The following is a 20,970-nucleotide window of genomic DNA, read 5'->3' on the forward strand; positions in this document are numbered from 1 at the left end:
ATAACTTATTGATCTTTTACCGATATAATTATTTCTAAAGCATGTTGACGCTCTTGGTCATCATATAAGTCATTGGTAAAAATAAATTCATCAACAGTAAATTGCTTTGCGATAACCTCAAGCTTATGTTTAATGCTAGTCGGCCCACCCACTATACTTAAACTCAAAAAACTGTCGACTTGTGCTTTTTCTTGAGCTGTCCATAAGCCCGTCATAGAGTCGACAGGTGGTTTTAACCAGAGCGGTTGCCCGCGCATTAATGCGAGTACTCTTTGTTTAGAGGTCGTTGATAAATATTCGGCTTGTTGATCTGTTTCAGCGGCAACAATAGGTAAAGCTAACATAAAATAAGGCTTAGTTAAGGTTGCAGAAGCTTTAAACTCTTTACGATAAAGTGCGACTGCTTGCTCTAAAAATTGCGGGGCAAAATGTCCCGCAAATACGTAAGGCAACCCTTTTTCTGCTGCTAGTTTAGCACTGAATAAACTTGAACCTAATAGCCAAATTGGTATATTTGTGTCTTCTCCTGGAATAGCTCGTACAGAAGCATTCGCATTCTCAGACCCTAACAACCTTTGTAGTTGGCTAACCTCTTCAGGAAACTGTTGTGCTCGTTGCAGGTCACTATTCAAGGCTCTGCTGGTGACACTATCACTACCAGGTGCTCTGCCTAATCCTAAGTCTATGCGGCCAGGGTATAAGCTTTCTAAGGTACCGAATTGCTCTGCAACGACCAAAGGGGAATGATTAGGCAACATTATGCCGCCTGAGCCTACGCGAATACGTTTGGTTTTACCTGCAATATGACCAATTAAAATACTGGTGGCGGCACAAATGATACCTGGCATATTATGATGTTCGGCAAGCCAAAAGCGGTTGTAACCAAGCTGATCTGCTTTTTGTGCGTATTGTGTGCTTTTGGATAATGTTTCTGCAACGCTTGCTTCTTTTTGCATTGGTGCAAGTTCTAAAAGGGAGAAAGGAATTGTTGATAACAAAAAAATACCTCTGCATAGAGTTGTACATACCTTAGCGATGGCATGAATAGAAATGAACTCAGTTAGTTTGACAGTTTTTTAATGCACTGTTAACAGCAATTTAATAAATAGGCGAGGGAACTATTCAATAAAGTACTATTGATTTACTGTGTGTTTGCTAATTGTTGGCGTTGAAGTTTATAGTTTTCAGAATCCACACCTTGTTTCCAGTAGCCTGAAGCGACTATTTGAGTGCGAGATACTTGGTATTGTTGAGTAAAAAAATCTTTTAGCTTACCCATTAATCCAGCTTCAATAGCCATAAAAATAATACTATCTTGTGAAATAGACAATTTATCCAACGCACTTGGAACATCTTGATTCGGTGTTTCTGTCACTAGCCAATTTACCGATCTTTTTGTGTCTAATTCTATAATATCTTGTTCAGTTGGGACATGAACAATGGCATCAATGCGAGCTGAGTTCGGTAGCAGGTGGAGGTAACCTTTAATCGCGTTAACTGAAGTTAAGTCTCCAATTAATACATAATGTGGTTGATTTAATTCATCGAGCTTTTTAGGTCCTGGTCCAGCAATGGCCAACTTATCACCGACCTTAGCTGTTTTTGCCCAATCGGTAGCAGGCCCTTGATGCATATTAATAACAAAATCCAAAGTTAATGCACCAGTGTTTTCTTGTACATCTTGAATGGTGTAAGAGCGCATCCAGGCATTTTTCATCTCTATATCACTAATTGGTTCGGCCTCTTTAGCGAGTAACACTTTGACATAGCTGCCTATTAAAGAGGAAGTAAAGCCTTTAAATTCCTCAGACCCAATGACAATTCGTTGTAAATGAGGAGTGATCTTTTGCGTACTTAATACATTTGCTTGTCGAATTTGTTTGCGCATATTATTCCTTGTTGAACTTATACCAATCACAATAATTAATTGACCTATTTTACTTGTTAAAATAACTTATTTCTTCGTTGTAATTTTCGCAAATAGAATAACTATTTAACTCAAATTACGCCTTGAACTCAGTCATTTTTCCTGCGCAAAATTTAGATCATTTACTTAATGTAATTGGTATTACAGTGTTGGCGATATCAATCATTATTGTTAAAAATATTATATAAGCTCTTCACGTAGATAGTGCTCATTTTAAAACTCATATCTATATTTGCTATTGTGCATGTGTTATGGTTGATAATGTCAACTATAGCGTTTTGGTTGACTTTGTCAATCAATGTGAGGCGCGCATGGATACTCCCCTAATTAATTCACTTTTTACATTAATGCAACATTACCGAGTAACGATACGAGAAAGTATCAATGCTAATGAACTGGGTTTAAATGCTATGCATGTACGTTGCTTGTACATCATTAATGATATAGAAAATTGTACTGCAAACGATATAGTACAAAAAATGCGGCGTGATAAAGCGCAAATAGCACGTTTAATCAAAGAGTTGATTAATTTAGGATTGGTCGAAAAGACAGCATCTATCAAAGATAAAAGATGTTTTATTATCTCTTTTACAACTGAAGGAAAAGCGCTATTAACCAAAGTGTTAGAAGCAGAAAAAGCAATTAATGAAAAGATGTGTAAAAATATTTCTGAGGAGCAAGTTAACACATTTACAAACGTCATCGATAAAATGAATAACAATTTAAAATAGCTTATCTTGTTAAGGATAGCGCTAAAAACTTAAAAGAGGCTAGTATGAATTATCAGGATATTTATGATTTTTGGTTTACTCAATTACAACCTGAACAATGGTGGAAAAAAGACGTTGCCGTAGATAGTTACATTACAACTAATTTCAAAACATTACATCAGCAAGCAAATCGCGGTGAATTATTCCAGTGGCGAAAAACGCCAAAGGGACGGTTAGCTGAAATCATCTTGCTAGATCAATTTTCACGTAATATGTTCAGAGGATCATCGCGAGCATTCGCTTCGGACTCACTCGCACTGATACTTGCACAGGAAGCAATCTCAATAGGTGTAGAGAAAGAGTTAACGGCTGTTGAGCGAAGTTTTATATATATGCCATTTATGCACAGTGAGTCTTTGCTAATTCATGACCAGGCAGTACAGCTTTTTACGCAAAATGGACTGCAATCTAATCTCGATTTCGAGATTATGCACAGAAATATTATTGTCAAATTCGGACGTTACCCTCATCGTAATGAAATATTAAAACGTACTTCGACAACTGAAGAGCTCGCTTTCTTAACGCAGCCAAATTCGAGTTTTTAACCATTAACGACAAAAAACAATAACCAATAGTTGGAACCCAGTACTATGAACGATCTATTCAATATACGAGAAGCAAAAACAAGTGATTTAGATAGATGTTATGAGATTGAGCGAGCCGCTTATGCCGGTGATGAAGCGGCGAGTAAAGAAAAAATATTGTGTCGAATTCAGCAATACCCACAAGGTTTTCTTATTTTAGAAAATGATATAGAGATTATCGGTTTTGTGAATTCAGGTGCGACACACCATGTACAGTTATCAGATGAAGCCTTTAAAGAATTAGTCGGGCATGATGCAGCGGGGAAACATATTGTGGTGATGTCCGTTGTTGTTCATCCTGATTACCAAGGTAAAGGTTATGCAGATACTTTATTATCGGCTTTTATAGCGCAAATGCAGGCGTTAAAAAAATCAGACATCTATTTAATCTGTCAAACAGAGTTAATCCATTTATATGCTAAGCACGGTTTTACTCATTTAGGACCGTCAGACTCATTACATGGCGGTTTAAGTTGGCATGAAATGTCACTTTCTTTATAAATATCAATTGATTAGATTATAATTTAGATGTTAATTACAACCTAATTAAGAAAGGCAGCAAATTGTATCAATGAATATGTTATTAAGTAATTGATTATACGTGTAATTTTGATATTGTGATGTTAATTTTATATTTTCTGATTTGTTATTGTACAGAGCCGTTTATTTAGTAGGGGAGTCGCATGTCAAATGTGAAAAAAGCAGGCTACAAAGCCTTATCGTTGGTGGAGCACATTGGCTTATTTACCATTGCCGTATTAACAGTTATTGCAATGGCTGCAGAAGTCTGGATTGTTTTCAAAAATTGGGAAGTGACTTTAGCGGATTTATTACTATTATTTATCTACTTAGAAGTATTTGCCATGGTGAGTTTATATTTAAAGTCTGGCCGTTTACCTGTAAGAATGCCGCTATATATCGCCGTTGTTGCTTTGGCACGTTATATGATTTTGGATATGAAAAATTTGGATACGTGGAGAATGCTCGGTTTATCGGCATCGATTTTAATTATTGTGTTAGCCATTTTAGTTATTCGTTACGGTCATATTAAATACCCTTATGGAAAATCCGATAAAGATATCTAGCCTACCATTAACATTTCTAAGCGGGGATGATAACAATGCGAGAAAATTATAAAGTCGTAAGTTATTGTCCTTCAAGAGCTAAAGAAATTGCAGAGCTATTTTATCTGTCTGTTCATTCCATTGACCCAAATATTTATTCAGTTTCACAACAGTGTGCTTGGGCTCCTTCCCCCATAAATTATCACAAATGGGAGAAGCGATTAGCTAATAAAAAGCCATTTTTATTATTGATAAATGATAAAGTCGCAGGCTTCATGGAACTTGAAAAGGATGGACATATCGATTGTGCTTATGTTCACCCTAACTATCAGCAGCGAGGTGTCGCCACTTACCTATTATCTCACCTCATCAAACGTGCAAAGTACTCTTATATCTCTACTTTGTATGTAGAAGCCTCGATAGTTGCTAAACCTTTATTTGAAAAGTTCGATTTTAAGACTATTAAGTCACAAACAGTCATTAGAAATGACGTACCTTTAATGCAATACTTGATGCAAAAGCGATTAGTGTAATTGTATCAGTATTGAGGAAATAGTATGAAAATAGCGATATTAATATTTGATGGCTTTAATGAATTAGACTCTTTTATTGCCGCGGGTATATTGAATCGAATTAAAGAACGAGGCTGGGATGTACAAATTACCAGCCCGTCGCCTTCTGTTGTATCAATGAACGGTGTTACGATTATGTCACAACAATCTTTAGAGTTTGTTAACATTGCAGATGTTGTTTTATTTGGAAGCGAGCTATTAACTCGAGACATTGCTAAAGATAGTCATTTATTATCTCGTTTGAATTTAGATCCTAGTAAACAACTTATTGGTGGCCAGTGTTCAGGTACGTTATTAATGTTTGTACTAGGCTTATTGAATGGCGTCGCAGCATGCACTGATTTAACAACTAAGCCTTGGGTTATTAAGTCGGGTGTAGAGGTGATAAATAAACCTTTTAACGCGCAAGGTAATATTGCAACCGCAGGTGGATGTTTAGCTTCTCAATATTTAGCAACTTGGGTTATTTACAAATTAGTTGGTAAGCAACAGGCAGAAGCTGCGATACATTATGCTTCACCAGTCTCTGAAAAAGTACAATACATTTAAGGTAATCAGATGTTAACTTGTCATCAATATGACTATATCGAAATAGTTTGTATGTATCACTATCCAGTGAAAATATCCTTAAAATCAGGGGATATTATTGAAGGTGTTGCAGTCGACACAGTAAGAGATCAAAACAAACAAGAATGCATTAAAATTGATAATAATGGCCAAGAATTAGTCATTGTCTTAGACCATATAGCTTCTCTTTTGGTGATGGTTGATAACCCACACTTAAAACAGATAAACTTTGTTGAGTCTTAATAAACTTACAATGAGGTAAAAGGAGTGCTGGGTGATTGATAAATTTAACAATAATAAACTTTTTCCTCATCGCATTATTCATCAGCAATTTATTAAGGGAGAAAAACTAGTCGTCAAAGAGTCTGCAACATATAGATGGTTTGAATATGCAGGTTGTTCAATACAATCGATTATGTCTCTATCCAATCCAGTTCAAATAATTATGCCGGTTACGCAATCTTTTTTATTGTTCTTATTAATTAACCCTAAAGCCTTAAACATATTGAATCTTGGGTTGGGTGGAGCTGCGCTAGAACGTTGTCTAGCGCAATATTCTGAGTTTTCTATTACTTCTATTGAGTCTTCATCATCAATTGTCGATATGGCAAAACAGCACTTCTTATTAACAAACCAATCCAATGTCATATGTACTACAGCAGAAGAGTTTGTTGCTAGTAGTGATCAACAATATGATGTTATTTTATCTGATCTGTTTATAGGTGAGCAGGGGAGTAGTTGTTTACTTGAAGAGCAGTTTTACCAACAGCTGATTAATATCACTACTGAGAATGGATTAGTATTAATCAACCTTTATGTAGAAAATGCTCAGAAACTAACTGATATATTATTAACCATAAGAAAATATTTCTCTTATCTAGCATTAGTTGAGTTTAAGAACTTTAGCAATATAGTCGTCATTGCTAGTCGTGTCGGAATTGCCAGCCAACAACAACTTAAGAGAAATAAATTATTGTTCACAGAGATGGATTGGCAGGAAATTGACGATATTATTGAGCAAATAACCTATCTACCTGCGTGTAACATTAAGCGCTGTTATTAAATGCTACATAGCGGCATTGTTGTTAATAAAATTATGTCTCTATGTAGTAAAAAATCTTAGTAAGTAGGATTAAATTTCCTCTTTTTCTTTCTCAATTGAGATAATCACTCGCCTGTTTTCTTGGCGTCCTAAAATATCCCTGTTATCTGCAACATGATGTCTTTCACCGTAACCAGAGACTTTTATATTATCATTGTTGAAACCAAGTTTTGCTAAGTAACTTTTTACCGAGTTTGCGCGTTTTTCAGATAAAATTTGATTGTTATTAATATCTCCATAGCCATCTGTATAACCAGAGACAAGGATAACGTTAATTGATTTATCGTGCTTTATATAATCGCCAATCATTTTTAAACGCTTTTTAGAAAATTGAGTTAACAATGAACCATCTTTCTTATAGCGCAGAATACTGTAAGAAATATCATCAAAGTTATAAGGCAATAATTGTGATATACAATCGTTAAACGCATCATAGGTTTTGTTGAAGTTAATCGATGATAATCCAACACTAATTAATTGCTGGTTGTTGTACCAATCATGAAAATAAAAAGTAGGGACTTGGCCTCGTTCTAATTCACTTAGCATACGCCATGCACTTTGCTTAGTCACATAACCATCAAACTGCTGGTGGAAAGTGACTGTATCAATTAATTCTGGTGCCGCGCCAGGGTGCCATTCTGGTGGAACAGATTTTAATTGTACAACTTCGGTACTAGGCATTGCTCTTTTACTATCTAACCTAAAATCTAAATTGATTTTCTTACTCGCTTTAGCAACAAAATTAGCTTGGCCATATCTAGGAATTGGATGCTCAAGTGTACATTGTATTGGTGATGAGCTGCTTAAATACCAATTAGAGTTATCTAGTCCTGCATGATACTGCTTACTTGCAGAGTACACTGGCGTAGTGGTCATAATGAATATTAAAGGTATTATTTTTTTCATAATCGCTCGATGTATTTGATCTCTGTTGTTTATATCGACAGACGACAGAATATCTTTAGTAAATTTATGCGGTTTTTTTTACTTTCTGGCATAATATTTGGACTTTATTTTAACAGTGAGATGAAATGGATAATAAATTAGCAGAAAGGTTCCGAGGGTTTTACCCAGTTATTATTGATATCGAAACATCAGGTTTAGATTCAAATGTGCATGCAATGCTTGAAATTGCGGCAATTTTCCCTGAAATGGATGAACAAGGTTATTTAATCAGTGTTGATAAAATGCATTTTCATGTGATGCCATTTGAAGGTGCAGAATTAGATCCTAAAGCATTGAGTTTCACTGGTATTGACCCTTTTAATCCTCTACGCGGTGCTGTTGATGAACGTGAAGCTCTAACAGAAATTTTTAAAAAAGTACGTAAGTATCAAAAGCAAAATGAATGTAATAGAGCGATTTTAGTGGCTCATAATGCTTCTTTTGATCAAGGTTTCATTAATAAGGCAACGGAGCGTTGTAAATTAAAGCGTGTTCCTTTTCATCCTTTTGCTGCATTTGATACGGCAAGTATGGCTGGTTTAACCTTAGGGCAAACCGTATTAGCTAAAGCCTGTGAAAAAGCTGGTGTTGATTATGACAATAATGAAGCTCATTCTGCTTTATACGATACAGAAGTAACTGCAGAGTTATTCTATTACATGGTTAATCGCTACAAAGCATTAGGTGGTTGGAATTAAATAAAATAAATATTTATTTAATCGTTTCTGATTTAATGATTGTGAATTATAAATTTATTAAATAGAACAACATTATATATTCATTTTAATACTAGTTGTGAATATTTTTTAAACCGTTTCAGTATAAAAAATATATAATATCAGCGCTGTTGCATGAACTAGTTATCGCTGTTTCTGTCATAAAAAAGCTATTAATATTGGAAAATATTAATGGCTTTTTTATTTTTAACAACTACTCTTTATGGGGTAGTTTCTGTAAGCGTTACAAAAACTCGATTTTGATGTTTTTATTGTAAAACACATTGGTAGGCATGAGTAAACTAATTTGATTAATACATTTACTAATCATTGGATTAGCTTTTGTGAGGTCATGTCTGCTACGTAATTTATTGATAAGCAGTCTATTTATTATAAATAGCATAATGGGTTAGAAAGGGGATTGTATAAAAAATGATAAAAAATAAATGCAACAAGCTGATTGTTTTAATGGCTTTTCTTTCAGTCACTGCATGTGGTGGGGGAGATGGTTCTGAAACGGCAGAGCAGGTAGAAGTAAGCGTTGAAGAGTCATTTGAAGAATTAGTTAGTATTACCATTGATGAAGAACCTGAGGAAGTTGAAACCGCATCACTCGAAATTAGCTGGGATGACTTAGCTGATAATGAAGATGGTTTTTTAATTGAGCGAAGTGTGGATGGTGAAGATGACTTTATCGTAGTCACATCAGTAGATGTAAATGAAACTAGTTACGTTGATAATAATGTCGAGGCTAACAGTATTTATTGTTATAGGATCGGTGCTTATAACGAGAATGGTATAGCATATTCAGACATAAGTTGTAGCGAAGATGTTTAATAAACATACTAAAAGAAATATTTTTTGTTTTAAAAATAATTAACTTGTTCGTTAAAGAGTTGGTTATTTAACTCTAAAGAAAAAGGCGCTCACTTGTAAAAGTAAGCGCCTTTTATTACAAAAAAATATTATTCTGCAGGTTGTGCTTTTTCAGCAGTAGCAGTAATTAATTCTTGTAATTCACCTTGTTGAAACATTTCTAAAATAATGTCACAACCACCAACTAATTCACCTTCTACCCATAATTGTGGGAAAGTTGGCCAGTTAGCGTACTTTGGTAATTCAGCTCGAATATCTGGGTTTTGCAGAATATCAACATAAGCGAAAGGTTGACCACATTGCATTAAAGCTTGAGATGCCTGTGATGAGAAACCACAGCTTGGTAATTTAGGCGAACCTTTCATGTATAGTAGAATAGTATTTTCGCTTAATTGTTCTTTGATTTTATCTAATGTTTCCATTATTTTTCCTCTAACGATAGAATATTGTCATTAATTGCACATTATAACAGTTGTATACGTGCAATCTATCCATGAATTTGCGATCATTCTATCATAGATATAAAATGATCTAGGTCAATTTTTATGGTGGCTTTTTCTTACTAAAGAAAGTATAACTAGATCAAACAGATTTACCCCCCCTCAGCCTTTATTAGGAGAATTTAAAATGGCTTTTGAATTACCAGCATTACCTTACGCAAAAGATGCATTAGAACCACATATTTCAGCTGAAACTTTAGAATTTCATCATGGTAAACACCATGCAACTTACGTAGCTAAACTAAATGGTTTAGTGGAAGGTACTGATCTTGCTGAAAAATCTTTAGAAGAAATCATTAAAACTTCTGAAGGTGGTGTTTTCAACAATGCTGCACAAATCTGGAACCACACGTTCTACTGGAACTGTCTTGCACCTAACGCTGGTGGCGAGCCTACTGGTGAATTAGCTGCTGCAATCGATGCTAAATTCGGCTCTTTTGCTGAATTCCAAGCACAATTAAACGATAAAGCGGTTAACAACTTTGGTTCTTCATGGACTTGGTTAGTTAAAAAAGCTGACGGTTCTTTAGAAATCGTTAACACTTCAAATGCAGCAACTCCACTAACTGAAGAAGGTACAACACCGCTTCTAACTGTTGATTTATGGGAACATGCATATTACATCGATTACCGTAATGTTCGTCCTAACTACCTAAATGGTTTCTGGGCTCTAGTTAACTGGGAATTTGTTGCGAAAAACTTCGCTGCATAATCTATGTAACAAATATCATTAGTGCGATGATATTGATATTAAAAACCTAGCTTGTTATTCAAGCTAGGTTTTTTTAGTTTTAAAAGCCTACAAATAAAAACTAACTAGATTAGTTAGGTTGCTGATGAGACTGGATAATGACTTATTCAATACGATTTAATGGATTAGAAAGCACTTGTTGTTTGTAAATATCAACCCAAGCTGCCGTCGCCCCACATACTGCAATTGGCATAATAATAAAATTTAATAATGGGATAGTGGTACAGAAACTAATAATCATGCCAAAAGTAATATTCTTACCAAAGCGCTTTCCTAGAGTTTCACGCATTACAGCAAAAGAGACTTTGTGATTATCAAATGGGTAATCGGCATATTGAATAGCCATCATCCACCCAGCAAAAACTAGCCATATAATTGGTGCAATAGTTTGACCTATCACTGGTATAAAAAATAGAATAAAACAACCTAACATTCTTGGTAAAAAGTATGCCCATTTCTGACATTCACGCTTCAGTATTCTTGGTAAATCTTTTAAAAGATCTTGCCAGCCATCATCATTAATCGCAGACTTAGTCAGTAAAATTTCTGTCTTTTCAGCCAGTAAACCATTAAAGGGTGCGGCAATTAAATTGGCAATGGTTGAAAAAATAAAAGAAAACGAGAATAAAATAGAAAAAATAATCACCGGCCATAATATATAAGATAACCAGCTTAAAAAGGCCGGTAGCGCTTGCATATAGGTTTCTATCCAGTCTGTAATACTGGAGAATAAAAACCAGAAAGCGCTGGCGAAAATTAAGACATTGATAAATAAAGGGACTAATACAAAAACTCTCAATTGAGGGTGTCTAAGAAGTTGTACTCCTTTGAATAAATACCCTAAACCTGTCAGGGGTTGTTCAATTATAGTATTGTTGTTCATAAAGAAGCCTTGTCATTGATATTTCTGATAATATTACCTTTTAGTGAGTAAATATCAGCTAATAAATCGATTGTTTTACCCATTGTACCTAAGTTTTGTAAAAAATTAGGGGCAAATGATAGACGTGCAGTACGATACAGGGTAATTTAACAGTCATAAAGTTATCTATAATGAATCAAGAGAATCAATAATGCAGCACTTTCAATCTATTCTTATCGTTATTGGTATTTTGGCTATCGCCGGCGTATTAATTCACGGTTTTTTGTTAAATAGAAAAAATAAACAAGCGTTAAAAGCTGAACAACAAGCTCAATTAGATGAGTTAGAGGCCTTAGCGCTTGAAGAGGCTGGTGAAGAAGAAGTTATTACGGTCCAATCACCTGTTACAAACAAACTAAATCGAGATTTCGATTCTGTTGCTTTTAGCAGTGATGAGAATGATCATCGTGCAGAGCCTGATGCTCACCAGTTTAATGTTAAAAAAGCCGATGAGTTAACTAATTCAGCTCAGCCATCTCACCCGGAAGTTAAAAGTGAACGAGTTGTACTTTCAACTTTGGATGATTTACCAATTCAACAACACATTGATATGATTGATTCACTAGATGAGCCAGAAACTATCAATGTTGAAACTAAAAAAGTTAAACCTATAACAGAAGAAACTGATTTGTTTATTTTTAATGTTGCGGCTAAAAGTGGTGAGCGCCTAGGCGGACATGAGTTATTGCAGTTCTTTCTAACATCAGGTTTCCGTTATGGTGAAATGAACATTTTCCATCGTCATGAACATTCAGATGGCACCGGCGAAATTTTATTTAGTATCGCGAATATGATGGCACCAGGTACTTTTGATATCGATTGTATGGAACAGTTTAACTCTCAAGGTATTTCTTTCTTTTTTACGGCGCCTAATAAAAATATCAGCGTCAACAAATCTTTTGATATGATGTTGAGAGCGGTAGAGCAAGTCGCAGAAGAGTTCGATTGTGAAGTATTAAACGAGAAACGAGAGAAATTCACTGCTGAGCAGTTTATGGAATATCGTGCCCGTTTAGAAAAATATACGTAATCGCTGAATTAGCGAGAAACCTCTCCTAAGAAAGCCTCGTTTTACGAGGTTTTTTTATTGGCAAAAATATAAAAGAGCAAAGATCCATGAGTAGTAAGATACAAGTTGCAGAACAAAAAATAAAAGAATTAAGTACTTTATTAGAAGAGTATAACTATCAATATTATGTGCAAGATGCACCATCTGTTCCGGATGCTGAGTATGACCGTGTATTCCATGAATTAAAGCAACTAGAAACAGATTACCCAAATTTATTATCCGCGAATTCACCTACTCAGAAAGTTGGGGGAGCGGCGCTTTCTAAATTTGAGCAAGTAACGCATGAATTACCTATGTTAAGTTTAGATAATGTTTTCGATAGCGATTCTTTGAACGATTTTATGCAACGTGTAATGGATAAATCCAATTTAGCTGAAACTGCTTTTTGTATTGAGCCTAAGCTAGATGGGTTAGCTGCCAGTATTATTTATGAAAATGGTGTACTGGTGCAAGCTGCAACACGTGGTGATGGTTTAACAGGGGAAAATGTCACTGAAAATGTTAAAACCATTGGCAATTTACCACTAAAGCTACGCGGAGAGAATATCCCTACTCGTTTGGAAGTACGTGGCGAAGTCTTTATGTTGAAAGCGGGTTTTGAAAAGCTTAATAAAAAATTAATCGATGCAGGTGAAAAACCATTTGTTAATCCTCGTAATGCCGCTGCGGGTAGTTTACGTCAGCTCGACTCAAAAATTGCTGCAATACGACCATTAGCCTTTTATTGTTACTCAGTAGGGATTTTCGAAGGGGAGTTACCTAACAGTCAATATGACCGTATTCAACAGTTAAAACAATGGGGATTACCAGTTTCAAGTGAAGTGAAACGAGTGATTGGTGAACAAGGATGCCATGAGTTTTACGACAATATTGCAGAGAAAAGAGCGGCATTAGCTTATGAAATAGATGGTGTTGTTTATAAAGTTGATGATATTGGATTACAACAAAAAATGGGTTTTGTAGCTCGTGCTCCTCGTTGGGCAACCGCTTATAAATTCCCGGCAGAAGAAGCAGTAACTGTTGTCGATAATGTTGAATTCCAGGTAGGCAGAACCGGAGCGATCACACCTGTTGCTAAATTAAAACCAGTATTTGTTGGCGGTGTGACGGTATCTAATGCAACTTTACACAATAAAGATGAAATTGAACGTTTAGGGATCTTAATTGGTGACGTGGTTGTTGTTCGACGTGCTGGCGACGTTATTCCACAAGTTGCACGGGTTGTGATGGAGCAACGTGATACAGAAAAAACACGTGCTATTGTTTTCCCTGAGACTTGCCCTGTATGTGACAGTGACGTTGAGCGTATTGAAGGAGAAGCCGTTACCCGTTGTACTGGTGGTTTGTACTGTGAAGCACAGCGTAAACAAGCAATTAAACATTTTGCTTCACGTAAAGCATTAGATATTGATGGCTTAGGTGATAAATTAGTGGATCTGTTAGTTGACCATAAGATGATAAAAGACCCTGCACAGCTCTTTTCATTAACGGTGCAGCAGTTGGCTAGTTTACCAAGGATGGGAGAAACATCGGCTAAAAAGTTAGTTAATAGCTTGCAAATAAGTAAAAAGACCACCCTAGCTCGCTTCTTATATTCTTTAGGAATTCGTGAAGTAGGTGAAGCAACCGCAGCGAATCTAGCACAGCACTTCAAAACATTAGAGGCAATAAAAGAAGCAGGCATTGAGTCATTTAAAAGTGTTAGTGATGTTGGTGAAATAGTTGCTAAACATCTGTATTACTTTTTGCGTCAAGACCACAATTTAGAAGTGATCACACAACTTGTAGATGCTGGTATACATTGGCCCGCAATAGAGGTTAAAGATGAAAGTGACCTGCCATTGTTAGATAAAACCTTTGTAATAACGGGTAGTTTTACTGCAATGTCGCGTAATGATATAAAAGCTGCTTTGCAAGCTTTAGGTGCTAAAGTAGCTGGTAGTGTGTCTAAAAAAACCAATACACTAGTTGCAGGCGAAGCCGCTGGTTCGAAACTGACCAAGGCGACTGAACTAGGCATCGAAATTTTAGATGAACAAGCTGTACTAGCCTTATTAGGTAAGTAATGCTGTTTAATCTACTGAATAAATTACAATTATGTTGGTTAAGATGGATAAGGTGAGTGAATGAAAAAAATTAAGAATGAATCACAGTTACTGCAACATGCCACAAAATTAGGTACAGCCTACGCTTTAAAACGAGGTTATGTTGGAATCGACAGTACAACTTCAGCTAAAGACAAACAAGAGTGTATCTATCGTTTATTGGTACAGGATAAATTGATTAATCCACTCAATGTAGCCGATGAAAATACGGCAAACATCCGCCATAAGCTGGTTACTTGGATCATGAAGAACTTACCAGAAGACCATTCTTTACTTAAATAGTCCTTAAATAATGGTGAGCAAACAGTGGTTTGTTCACCATTGAGGATTGATTCTATGCTGATTTTTTACTTGGTAGGATAGCTGCTAGTGCAACTACAATAAAGATACAAAGGTAAATTGCAAAGCTAACGATCAACCATTGAGGCATTGAATAACCCAGGAAAGTCCAAACAATATCTGAGCAGTAACCAGTAGGGTTAAATAGCCATGGAAGCATTTCATGCAAAGGTAACCATTCAGGAAAATTAGGGTAAAAATCACAAGTTGCAAAAGGTGATGGGTTCATTTGATAATCAGTATGTTCTATTGCGAGTAATAAGCCCCACACAGAACCCAATGCCCAAACAGCAAAAGCACTTAATCGAATAAAAATATTATTAGGAGCAATTGCTCCTAATAATCCAGCTGCAACAATCGCTAACATAGTTAACCGTTCATAAATACACATCACACAAGGTTCAAGGTGCATAACATGTTGAAAGAACAAAGCTGTTAACTCCATTATTAGTGCACTAGCTGCTAATAATAGCCAAGGCCATCGTTGTTGAGAAAGGTATTTTAACTTGCTTTGAGAAGGGTTTGAAATCAAGGGGTTCTCCTAATAGAATATTTCAGGACGTATATAACCTCGTATTTCATAAAAATTCAACATAAATAGAAGGCGTTGAGTTTAAATTTAGATAATATAGGCGAGTTGTTATCTTTATTAAAATTAAGCATTTGATCTAAAGCAGACCGAATGAAAAATTAATTTCATTTAAAATCAATCTATTATATCTCTATAATAGATGAACTAATATGCATATTTATGGTACTAAGCATGAGAAACTCTCATCTTTATGTCGAATTACAGTCGGTTATTGCTACTGTTTTTTCAAACAGTCATCATAGAGTCAAATGAATATGTTAAGATGCGGTTATATTATATTGGAAAATCAAAATAACAATGATAATGAAAGTTAAAGGGCCTGCCGACGTAGCAGAGCAATATCTAATAGAGTCTATTTGGAATGGTAGTATACCGATTCATTCCGAGTTACCCGCTGAACGATTATTAGCAGATAAAATTGGTGTAACTAGAACAACTTTACGTGAAGTACTGCAGCGTTTATCTAAAGAAGGCTGGATAACCATTCGTCATGGTAAGGCTACTAAGGTAAATGATTTCTGGGAAACCTCTGGTTTAAATGTATTAAGCACAATTACTCGTTTAGATAAGGAACGTCGTGGCGATTTTATTGACCAACTCATGTCAGTAAGAACAAACATCAGTACGATCATTTTGCGCATGGCTGCAAAACATAACAGTAAAAGCATTATTGAGTTTTTAAAAGAGGTGCCTTCTGTTGATGCTAGTAGTGAAGCATTTACTGAGTTCGATTACCGTTTCTATCATCATGTAGCGGTATCATCAAACAATATGATTTATGTATTGATTCTTAACGGCTTACAAGATCTTTATCGTAAGGTTGGAATGTTCTATTTTTCGAACAGCGAAGCTAAACTCATTGCATTATCATTTTATGCGGATATTAAAAGAGTATTTGAAGAAGGGAACGGCCAACAAATCATGCAAATAGTGCGAGAAACAGCTTTTGCGAGTGGTAAAATTTGGCTACGTTTACGCGATCAATTACCCGATGACTTTTTAGATTAATTATATTTTCGTTTTTTACCATGCCTTAGGGCAATTTTTATATTTAGGGTTATTTTCTTGTCAAATCGCAAATTATTAAATCACCTATCAGGGGTGCAAAAATTACTGGAAGTGGGCATTATCATTAGTGCCTTCGTTGCCATCTTTATTACTTTATCCCTATTCACTTTTTCTCCTGTTGATCCAAGCTGGTCTCAGCAACAGTGGGTGGCAGAAATTCAAAATTCAGGCGGTCGAGTAGGGGCGTGGATTGCGGATATCCTATTTTTTGGGTTCGGTTTTATGGCCTATTTAATCCCCGTGATTATTGTTTCATTCGCTTGGGCTATTTTATGGAAACCATCATTTAGTTTGGATGTAGATTTTTTAAATCTCAGTTTACGAATTGTCGGTTTCATTTTCACATTCTTTAGCTTGAGTGCTCTGATTGCGCTTAATGTCAGTGATTATTTTTATTATCCTTCGGGTGGTTTAGTTGGCGATATATTAGCACAAAGTATGCTGGGCTTTTTTAGCTTGGTTGCAGTTAATCTTATCTTACTAACTTTTTTAATTTCTGGTACCACTCTTTTATTTGGCTTTTCTTGGATACGTTTAATTGATGGAATAGGTGAATACACACTTAATTTTATTGCTTGGCTAGGTAATTTGCCTGCTACGTTGAACGAAATGAAAGAAAAGCGAGAAACTGGTGAAGACCAACGTTTATTCGAGAAACAGCAATCTTTACAAGATAAATTAGAGAAAAAGCAACAAAAGCAAACAGAAAAAGAAAATAAAAGACTGGCTAAAATAGCCGAGAAAGAATCACAAATTGAAGTGGATGAACAAGATGAAGAGATCGACTTCAGTCATTCATTTGAGCAAGATAATCAACCTGATGACGCTTTCCTTGGAACAAACTTTATTGACCAACAAGAAGAGCAGTTACCTGAACTAAATATCGATAATATTGAATGGCAAGCTGAAACTGATGAAGCACAGCTCGAAGTAGAAGAACCACCAGTGGTAAAGAAACAAGCTAAAACTGACTTCTCACACTTACCTGAGCATGCTCGACCTGCAGAAAGGTTTGTCGCTGAAACAAATATTGCACCTCTGCCTAGCATTGACCTGTTGGATAGACCTGACAAAAAAGAAAATCCAGTTTCTCAACAAGAGTTGGACAATGCAGCTCGTTTAGTTGAATCAAAGCTACTTGAATTTAAAATAAAAGCAGATGTGGTTAACGTTTTACCTGGACCAGTTATTACTCGTTTCGAATTAGATTTAGCGCCAGGTATGAAAGTTAGTACCGTTAGCAGCTTAGAAAAAGATTTAGCGCGTGCTTTATCTGCAATGAGTGTACGTGTTGTTGACCAAATCCCAGGTAAGTCAGTAATTGCATTGGAGCTACCAAACCGACATCGTGAGATAGTGTACATCTCGGAAGTATTGGATTGTACAAAGTTTCATGAGAATAAGTCTGCTCTAACCATGGTATTGGGGGCTGATATTTCAGGTTCTCCTGTGGTTGTTGATTTAGCCAAAATGCCACATTTATTAGTGGCGGGTACAACCGGTTCAGGTAAGTCTGTTGGTGTGAACTGTATGCTTGTTAGTTTATTGTATAAATCCTCTCCAGAAGATTTACGCATGATCTTAATCGACCCTAAAATGTTGGAATTAAATGTTTATGAAGGTATCCCTCATCTACTCACCGAAGTTGTAACCGATATGAAAGATGCAGCTAACGCTTTACGTTGGTGTGTTGGTGAGATGGAACGTCGTTATAAACTATTAGCTGAAATTGGTGTCCGAAACTTAGCGGGTTATAACTCAGCCATTAAAAAAGCCAAAGCGGCCGGAGAACCTATTTATGATCCACTATGGAAGCCAGGTGATAGCATGGCTGAAAGTGCACCAGAGTTAGAAAAACTGCCAACAATCGTAGTTGTGGTTGATGAATTTGCTGACATGATGATGATTGTAGGTAAGAAGTGTGAGGAGTTAATTACACGTATTGCACAAAAAGCACGTGCGGCGGGTATTCACCTTATTCTTGCTACACAACGACCATCTGTGGATGTTATTACAGGTTTAATTAAAGCAAATATTCCAACACGTATTGCTTTCCAAGTATCGAGTAAAATTGACTCCCGTACTATTCTTGGCCAACAAGGTGCGGAAACATTATTAGGCCATGGTGATATGTTGTACATGCCACCAGGATCAGGTATGCCGACTCGTGTACATGGTGCCTTTGTTGATGATCATGAAGTACATAAAGTGGTTGCGGATTGGAAGAAACGTGGCCAACCAAATTATATTCAAGAAATTTTAGCTGGCGATGCAGATTTAGATATGTTGTTACCGGGGGAGCAGTCTGAAGGTGAAGAGGAAATAGATGCACTATTTGATGAAGTCGTTGCCTTTATTACTGAAACTAGAAAAGTCTCTATCTCTAGTATTCAACGTAAATTCCGCATCGGTTATAACCGTTCAGCGCGTTTAGTTGATCAATTACAAGCTCAAGGTGTGATTAGCGCACCTTCTGGTGCTAATAGTAATCGTGATGTATTAGCTCCACCACCCGTTAAGGATTAAAAATGAAAAACAAATTAATTATCGCCCTAACTTTATGGTTTTGTACCTTTTCTGCGGCACATGCGGATACTGATAGTGAGTTATTACAACAAAAGTTGGCTAAAGTAAGTACTATGCAAGCTGATTTTTCACAAGAGGTAGTTAGTGCGCAAGGCGATTTAATTCAACAAAGTGTAGGTAAACTAACTATAGCTCGTCCAGGTAATTTCCGCTGGCAAGTGACTTCACCAGATGAAGAACTTATTGTTTCGAACGGGCTTGATATGTGGCTATACAGTCCGTTCATTGAACAAGTAACTATTATGAACTTTTCTGATGCAATAGCAGGCACACCATTCGCTTTATTATCAGGAGCAGATACGTCTGAATGGACAAATTTTGATGTTGAAAAAGTAAATAACACATTTGTTGTCACTAATAACCACAATAAAGTAAATGCAAATCAATTTACTTTTGTATTTGATAAAACAGATAACATCAGCGAATTTAGTGTAAAAGAAGCACAGGGCCAAACCAGTACTTTTACACTAAGTAACAATAAGGCTGTAACTAATCTTGCTAACGATTTTTTTGAGTTTGATATACCTGCTGGTATTGAGATAGACGATCAACGCTAATGCAAGATCTGTTCTCCTTCGAAAATCAATTTCAACCTTTGGCTGCACGTATGCGGCCAAAAAACTTTGATCAATATATTGGTCAATCTCACCTCATTGCAAAAGATAAACCACTGCGTAAAGCACTAGAAGCAGGCTATGCTCACTCGATGATATTATGGGGACCTCCTGGTACCGGTAAAACAACTTTAGCGGAATTAATTGCTGAATATTGTGACGCGCATGTTGAACGTTTATCAGCGGTTACCTCTGGAATTAAAGAGATTCGTGCAGCTATTGATATTGCCAAACAAAACCAAGTTGCAGGCCGCCGTACTTTATTATTTGTCGATGAAGTGCATCGTTTTAATAAAAGCCAGCAAGATGCTTTCCTCCCTTATATCGAAGATGGAACCTTTTTATTTATTGGTGCAACCACTGAAAACCCGTCTTTTGAACTTAATAATGCATTGCTTTCTCGTGCTCGTGTTTATCTATTAAAAAAGCTAACAGAAACTGAAATAGTTGAAGTGATTATGCAAGCATGTCAATCATCAATTGGTTTAGCAGAGCAGAATATTGAATTTGCTGAAAGCGTATTGGATAAACTAGCTCAGCTAGTGCAAGGGGATGCACGAAAGGCATTAAATTATCTAGAATTATTAAGTGACATGGGCGAACAACATAATAACAAACTAGTTATTGATGTATCTTTATTAATGGAAATAGCAGGGCGAGAAGGTGTTAGCTTTGATAAACAAGGCGATCTTTTTTATGATTTGATTTCTGCTTTTCATAAGTCTGTTCGTGGTTCAGATCCAAATGCAGCTTTATATTGGTATGCACGAATGCTTGCTGGTGGTTGCGACCCTTTATATGTGGCAAGACGTTTATTAGCAATTGCTTCTGAAGATATTGGTAACGCGGATCCAAGAGCGATGCAAGTCGCTATGTCTGCTTGGGATTGTTTTACTCGAATTGGACCTAAAGAAGGTGAACGAGCAATTGCACAAGCTGCGGTTTATTGTGCTTGTGCAGCTAAAAGTAATGCGGTCTACACTGCATTTGCACAAGCTAAGCAAGCCGTTGAGGCTTATCCTGATTTAGAAGTACCAGTTCATTTACGAAATGCACCAACAGAATTAATGAAATCTTTAAATTACGGTGAAGGTTATCGTTATGCGCATGATGAACCAGGGGCTTTTGCGGCTGGAGAAGTCTATTTACCGGAAGCATTAGCGGGAATGGAATTTTATCACCCTGTGGAGCGCGGTTTAGAAAGCAAAATAGCAGAAAAACTGCGTTATTTAAAAAATAGTGACCAACAAAGTGATAAAAAACGCTATTAATCAATGTTAGTTGGCGATGCTTTGTGTGTT

The 20,970-nt window shown here is 36.2% G+C and carries 24 protein-coding genes; 18 read left to right on the forward strand and 6 right to left on the reverse strand.

Going from position 1 to position 20,970, the window contains the following annotated elements:
* Nucleotides 1-5: 5 nt before the first annotated feature.
* Both V5290_RS13775 and V5290_RS13780 read right to left on the reverse strand, forming a co-directional pair.
* Complete coding sequence (locus V5290_RS13775) at nt 6-998, reverse strand: LLM class flavin-dependent oxidoreductase (RefSeq protein ID WP_333386905.1); 993 nt, start codon at nt 996-998, stop codon at nt 6-8.
* A gap of 143 nt (nt 999-1,141) precedes the next feature.
* Nucleotides 1,142-1,888 (reverse strand): siderophore-interacting protein, encoded by a 747-nt coding sequence (locus V5290_RS13780; protein WP_333386909.1) that lies wholly within the window; start codon nt 1,886-1,888, stop codon nt 1,142-1,144.
* Between the two features lie 350 nt (nt 1,889-2,238).
* Here V5290_RS13780 and V5290_RS13785 point away from each other — a divergent pair, with 350 nt between their 5' ends.
* The 8 genes from V5290_RS13785 to V5290_RS13820 all read left to right on the forward strand — a co-directional run bounded on the left by V5290_RS13785 (nt 2,239) and on the right by V5290_RS13820 (nt 6,547).
* Nucleotides 2,239-2,658: a MarR family winged helix-turn-helix transcriptional regulator gene (locus V5290_RS13785; protein WP_333386912.1), complete on the forward strand. Its 420-nt coding sequence runs from the start codon at nt 2,239-2,241 to the stop codon at nt 2,656-2,658.
* A gap of 44 nt (nt 2,659-2,702) precedes the next feature.
* Complete coding sequence (locus V5290_RS13790) at nt 2,703-3,242, forward strand: DUF924 family protein (RefSeq protein WP_333386915.1); 540 nt, start codon at nt 2,703-2,705, stop codon at nt 3,240-3,242.
* A gap of 45 nt (nt 3,243-3,287) precedes the next feature.
* Nucleotides 3,288-3,782 carry an N-acetyltransferase gene (locus tag V5290_RS13795; protein WP_333386917.1) on the forward strand — a complete coding sequence of 165 codons (495 nt, stop codon included), beginning with the start codon at nt 3,288-3,290 and terminating at the stop codon, nt 3,780-3,782.
* Nucleotides 3,783-3,964: 182 nt separating this feature from the next.
* Complete coding sequence (locus V5290_RS13800) at nt 3,965-4,366, forward strand: phosphate-starvation-inducible protein PsiE (protein ID WP_113819168.1); 402 nt, start codon at nt 3,965-3,967, stop codon at nt 4,364-4,366.
* A 35-nt stretch (nt 4,367-4,401) separates the two neighbouring features.
* Nucleotides 4,402-4,878, forward strand: coding sequence for a GNAT family N-acetyltransferase (locus tag V5290_RS13805; protein ID WP_333386921.1), 477 nt, complete (start codon nt 4,402-4,404; stop codon nt 4,876-4,878).
* A gap of 24 nt (nt 4,879-4,902) precedes the next feature.
* Nucleotides 4,903-5,466 (forward strand): DJ-1/PfpI family protein, encoded by a 564-nt coding sequence (locus tag V5290_RS13810; protein ID WP_333386924.1) that lies wholly within the window; start codon nt 4,903-4,905, stop codon nt 5,464-5,466.
* 9 nt (nt 5,467-5,475) lie between these two features.
* Complete coding sequence (locus tag V5290_RS13815; protein WP_333386926.1) at nt 5,476-5,727, forward strand: Rho-binding antiterminator; 252 nt, start codon at nt 5,476-5,478, stop codon at nt 5,725-5,727.
* A 31-nt stretch (nt 5,728-5,758) separates the two neighbouring features.
* Nucleotides 5,759-6,547: a hypothetical protein gene (locus tag V5290_RS13820; RefSeq protein ID WP_333386929.1), complete on the forward strand. Its 789-nt coding sequence runs from the start codon at nt 5,759-5,761 to the stop codon at nt 6,545-6,547.
* A gap of 69 nt (nt 6,548-6,616) precedes the next feature.
* Here V5290_RS13820 and V5290_RS13825 read toward each other — a convergent pair whose 3' ends face one another.
* Nucleotides 6,617-7,492, reverse strand: coding sequence for a flagellar protein MotY (locus V5290_RS13825; RefSeq protein ID WP_333386932.1), 876 nt, complete (start codon nt 7,490-7,492; stop codon nt 6,617-6,619).
* A gap of 125 nt (nt 7,493-7,617) precedes the next feature.
* Here V5290_RS13825 and rnt point away from each other — a divergent pair, with 125 nt between their 5' ends.
* Both rnt and V5290_RS13835 read left to right on the forward strand, forming a co-directional pair.
* Nucleotides 7,618-8,229 (forward strand): ribonuclease T, encoded by a 612-nt coding sequence (gene rnt / locus V5290_RS13830; protein ID WP_333386935.1) that lies wholly within the window; start codon nt 7,618-7,620, stop codon nt 8,227-8,229.
* Nucleotides 8,230-8,679: 450 nt separating this feature from the next.
* Nucleotides 8,680-9,084, forward strand: a complete 405-nt coding sequence (locus V5290_RS13835; protein WP_333386937.1) for a fibronectin type III domain-containing protein — start codon at nt 8,680-8,682, stop codon at nt 9,082-9,084.
* A 128-nt stretch (nt 9,085-9,212) separates the two neighbouring features.
* Here the strand turns inward: V5290_RS13835 and grxD are convergent, their stop codons facing one another.
* Nucleotides 9,213-9,545 carry a Grx4 family monothiol glutaredoxin gene (gene grxD / locus V5290_RS13840; RefSeq protein WP_333386940.1) on the reverse strand — a complete coding sequence of 111 codons (333 nt, stop codon included), beginning with the start codon at nt 9,543-9,545 and terminating at the stop codon, nt 9,213-9,215.
* Between the two features lie 205 nt (nt 9,546-9,750).
* Here grxD and sodB point away from each other — a divergent pair, with 205 nt between their 5' ends.
* On the forward strand, nt 9,751-10,335 hold the full coding sequence (sodB, locus tag V5290_RS13845) for a superoxide dismutase [Fe] (protein WP_113819160.1): 585 nt from the start codon (nt 9,751-9,753) through the stop codon (nt 10,333-10,335).
* A 142-nt stretch (nt 10,336-10,477) separates the two neighbouring features.
* Here sodB and cysZ read toward each other — a convergent pair whose 3' ends face one another.
* Nucleotides 10,478-11,257: a sulfate transporter CysZ gene (cysZ, locus tag V5290_RS13850; RefSeq protein WP_333386943.1), complete on the reverse strand. Its 780-nt coding sequence runs from the start codon at nt 11,255-11,257 to the stop codon at nt 10,478-10,480.
* A 190-nt stretch (nt 11,258-11,447) separates the two neighbouring features.
* On the opposite strand from cysZ, the gene zipA reads away from it, so the two are divergent.
* The 3 genes from zipA (at nt 11,448) to V5290_RS13865 (ending at nt 14,752) form a co-directional block, all read left to right on the forward strand.
* On the forward strand, nt 11,448-12,326 hold the full coding sequence (gene zipA / locus V5290_RS13855) for a cell division protein ZipA (RefSeq protein ID WP_333386945.1): 879 nt from the start codon (nt 11,448-11,450) through the stop codon (nt 12,324-12,326).
* 86 nt (nt 12,327-12,412) lie between these two features.
* On the forward strand, nt 12,413-14,431 hold the full coding sequence (gene ligA, locus V5290_RS13860; protein WP_333386947.1) for an NAD-dependent DNA ligase LigA: 2,019 nt from the start codon (nt 12,413-12,415) through the stop codon (nt 14,429-14,431).
* A 60-nt stretch (nt 14,432-14,491) separates the two neighbouring features.
* Nucleotides 14,492-14,752, forward strand: coding sequence for a DUF5062 family protein (locus tag V5290_RS13865; protein WP_333386951.1), 261 nt, complete (start codon nt 14,492-14,494; stop codon nt 14,750-14,752).
* A 52-nt stretch (nt 14,753-14,804) separates the two neighbouring features.
* On the opposite strand, the gene dsbB is transcribed toward V5290_RS13865, so the two are convergent.
* Nucleotides 14,805-15,341: a disulfide bond formation protein DsbB gene (gene dsbB, locus V5290_RS13870; RefSeq protein WP_333386953.1), complete on the reverse strand. Its 537-nt coding sequence runs from the start codon at nt 15,339-15,341 to the stop codon at nt 14,805-14,807.
* 363 nt (nt 15,342-15,704) lie between these two features.
* Between dsbB and fadR the strand changes: the two genes are divergently transcribed.
* The 4 genes from fadR to V5290_RS13890 are packed head-to-tail and all read left to right on the forward strand — an operon-like array spanning nt 15,705 to nt 20,940.
* Nucleotides 15,705-16,409, forward strand: coding sequence for a fatty acid metabolism transcriptional regulator FadR (fadR, locus tag V5290_RS13875; RefSeq protein WP_333386956.1), 705 nt, complete (start codon nt 15,705-15,707; stop codon nt 16,407-16,409).
* Nucleotides 16,410-16,466: 57 nt separating this feature from the next.
* Nucleotides 16,467-18,995 (forward strand): DNA translocase FtsK, encoded by a 2,529-nt coding sequence (locus V5290_RS13880; RefSeq protein ID WP_333386958.1) that lies wholly within the window; start codon nt 16,467-16,469, stop codon nt 18,993-18,995.
* Between the two features lie 2 nt (nt 18,996-18,997).
* On the forward strand, nt 18,998-19,612 hold the full coding sequence (gene lolA / locus V5290_RS13885; RefSeq protein ID WP_333386960.1) for an outer membrane lipoprotein chaperone LolA: 615 nt from the start codon (nt 18,998-19,000) through the stop codon (nt 19,610-19,612).
* Nucleotides 19,612-20,940: a replication-associated recombination protein A gene (locus tag V5290_RS13890; protein WP_333386963.1), complete on the forward strand. Its 1,329-nt coding sequence runs from the start codon at nt 19,612-19,614 to the stop codon at nt 20,938-20,940. The genes lolA and V5290_RS13890 overlap by 1 nt, the downstream gene beginning before the upstream one ends.
* The last annotated feature ends 30 nt before the right edge of the window (nt 20,941-20,970 follow it).

It is taken from the genome of Psychromonas arctica (genome assembly GCF_036697365.1).
Classification (GTDB): domain Bacteria; phylum Pseudomonadota; class Gammaproteobacteria; order Enterobacterales; family Psychromonadaceae; genus Psychromonas; species Psychromonas arctica_A.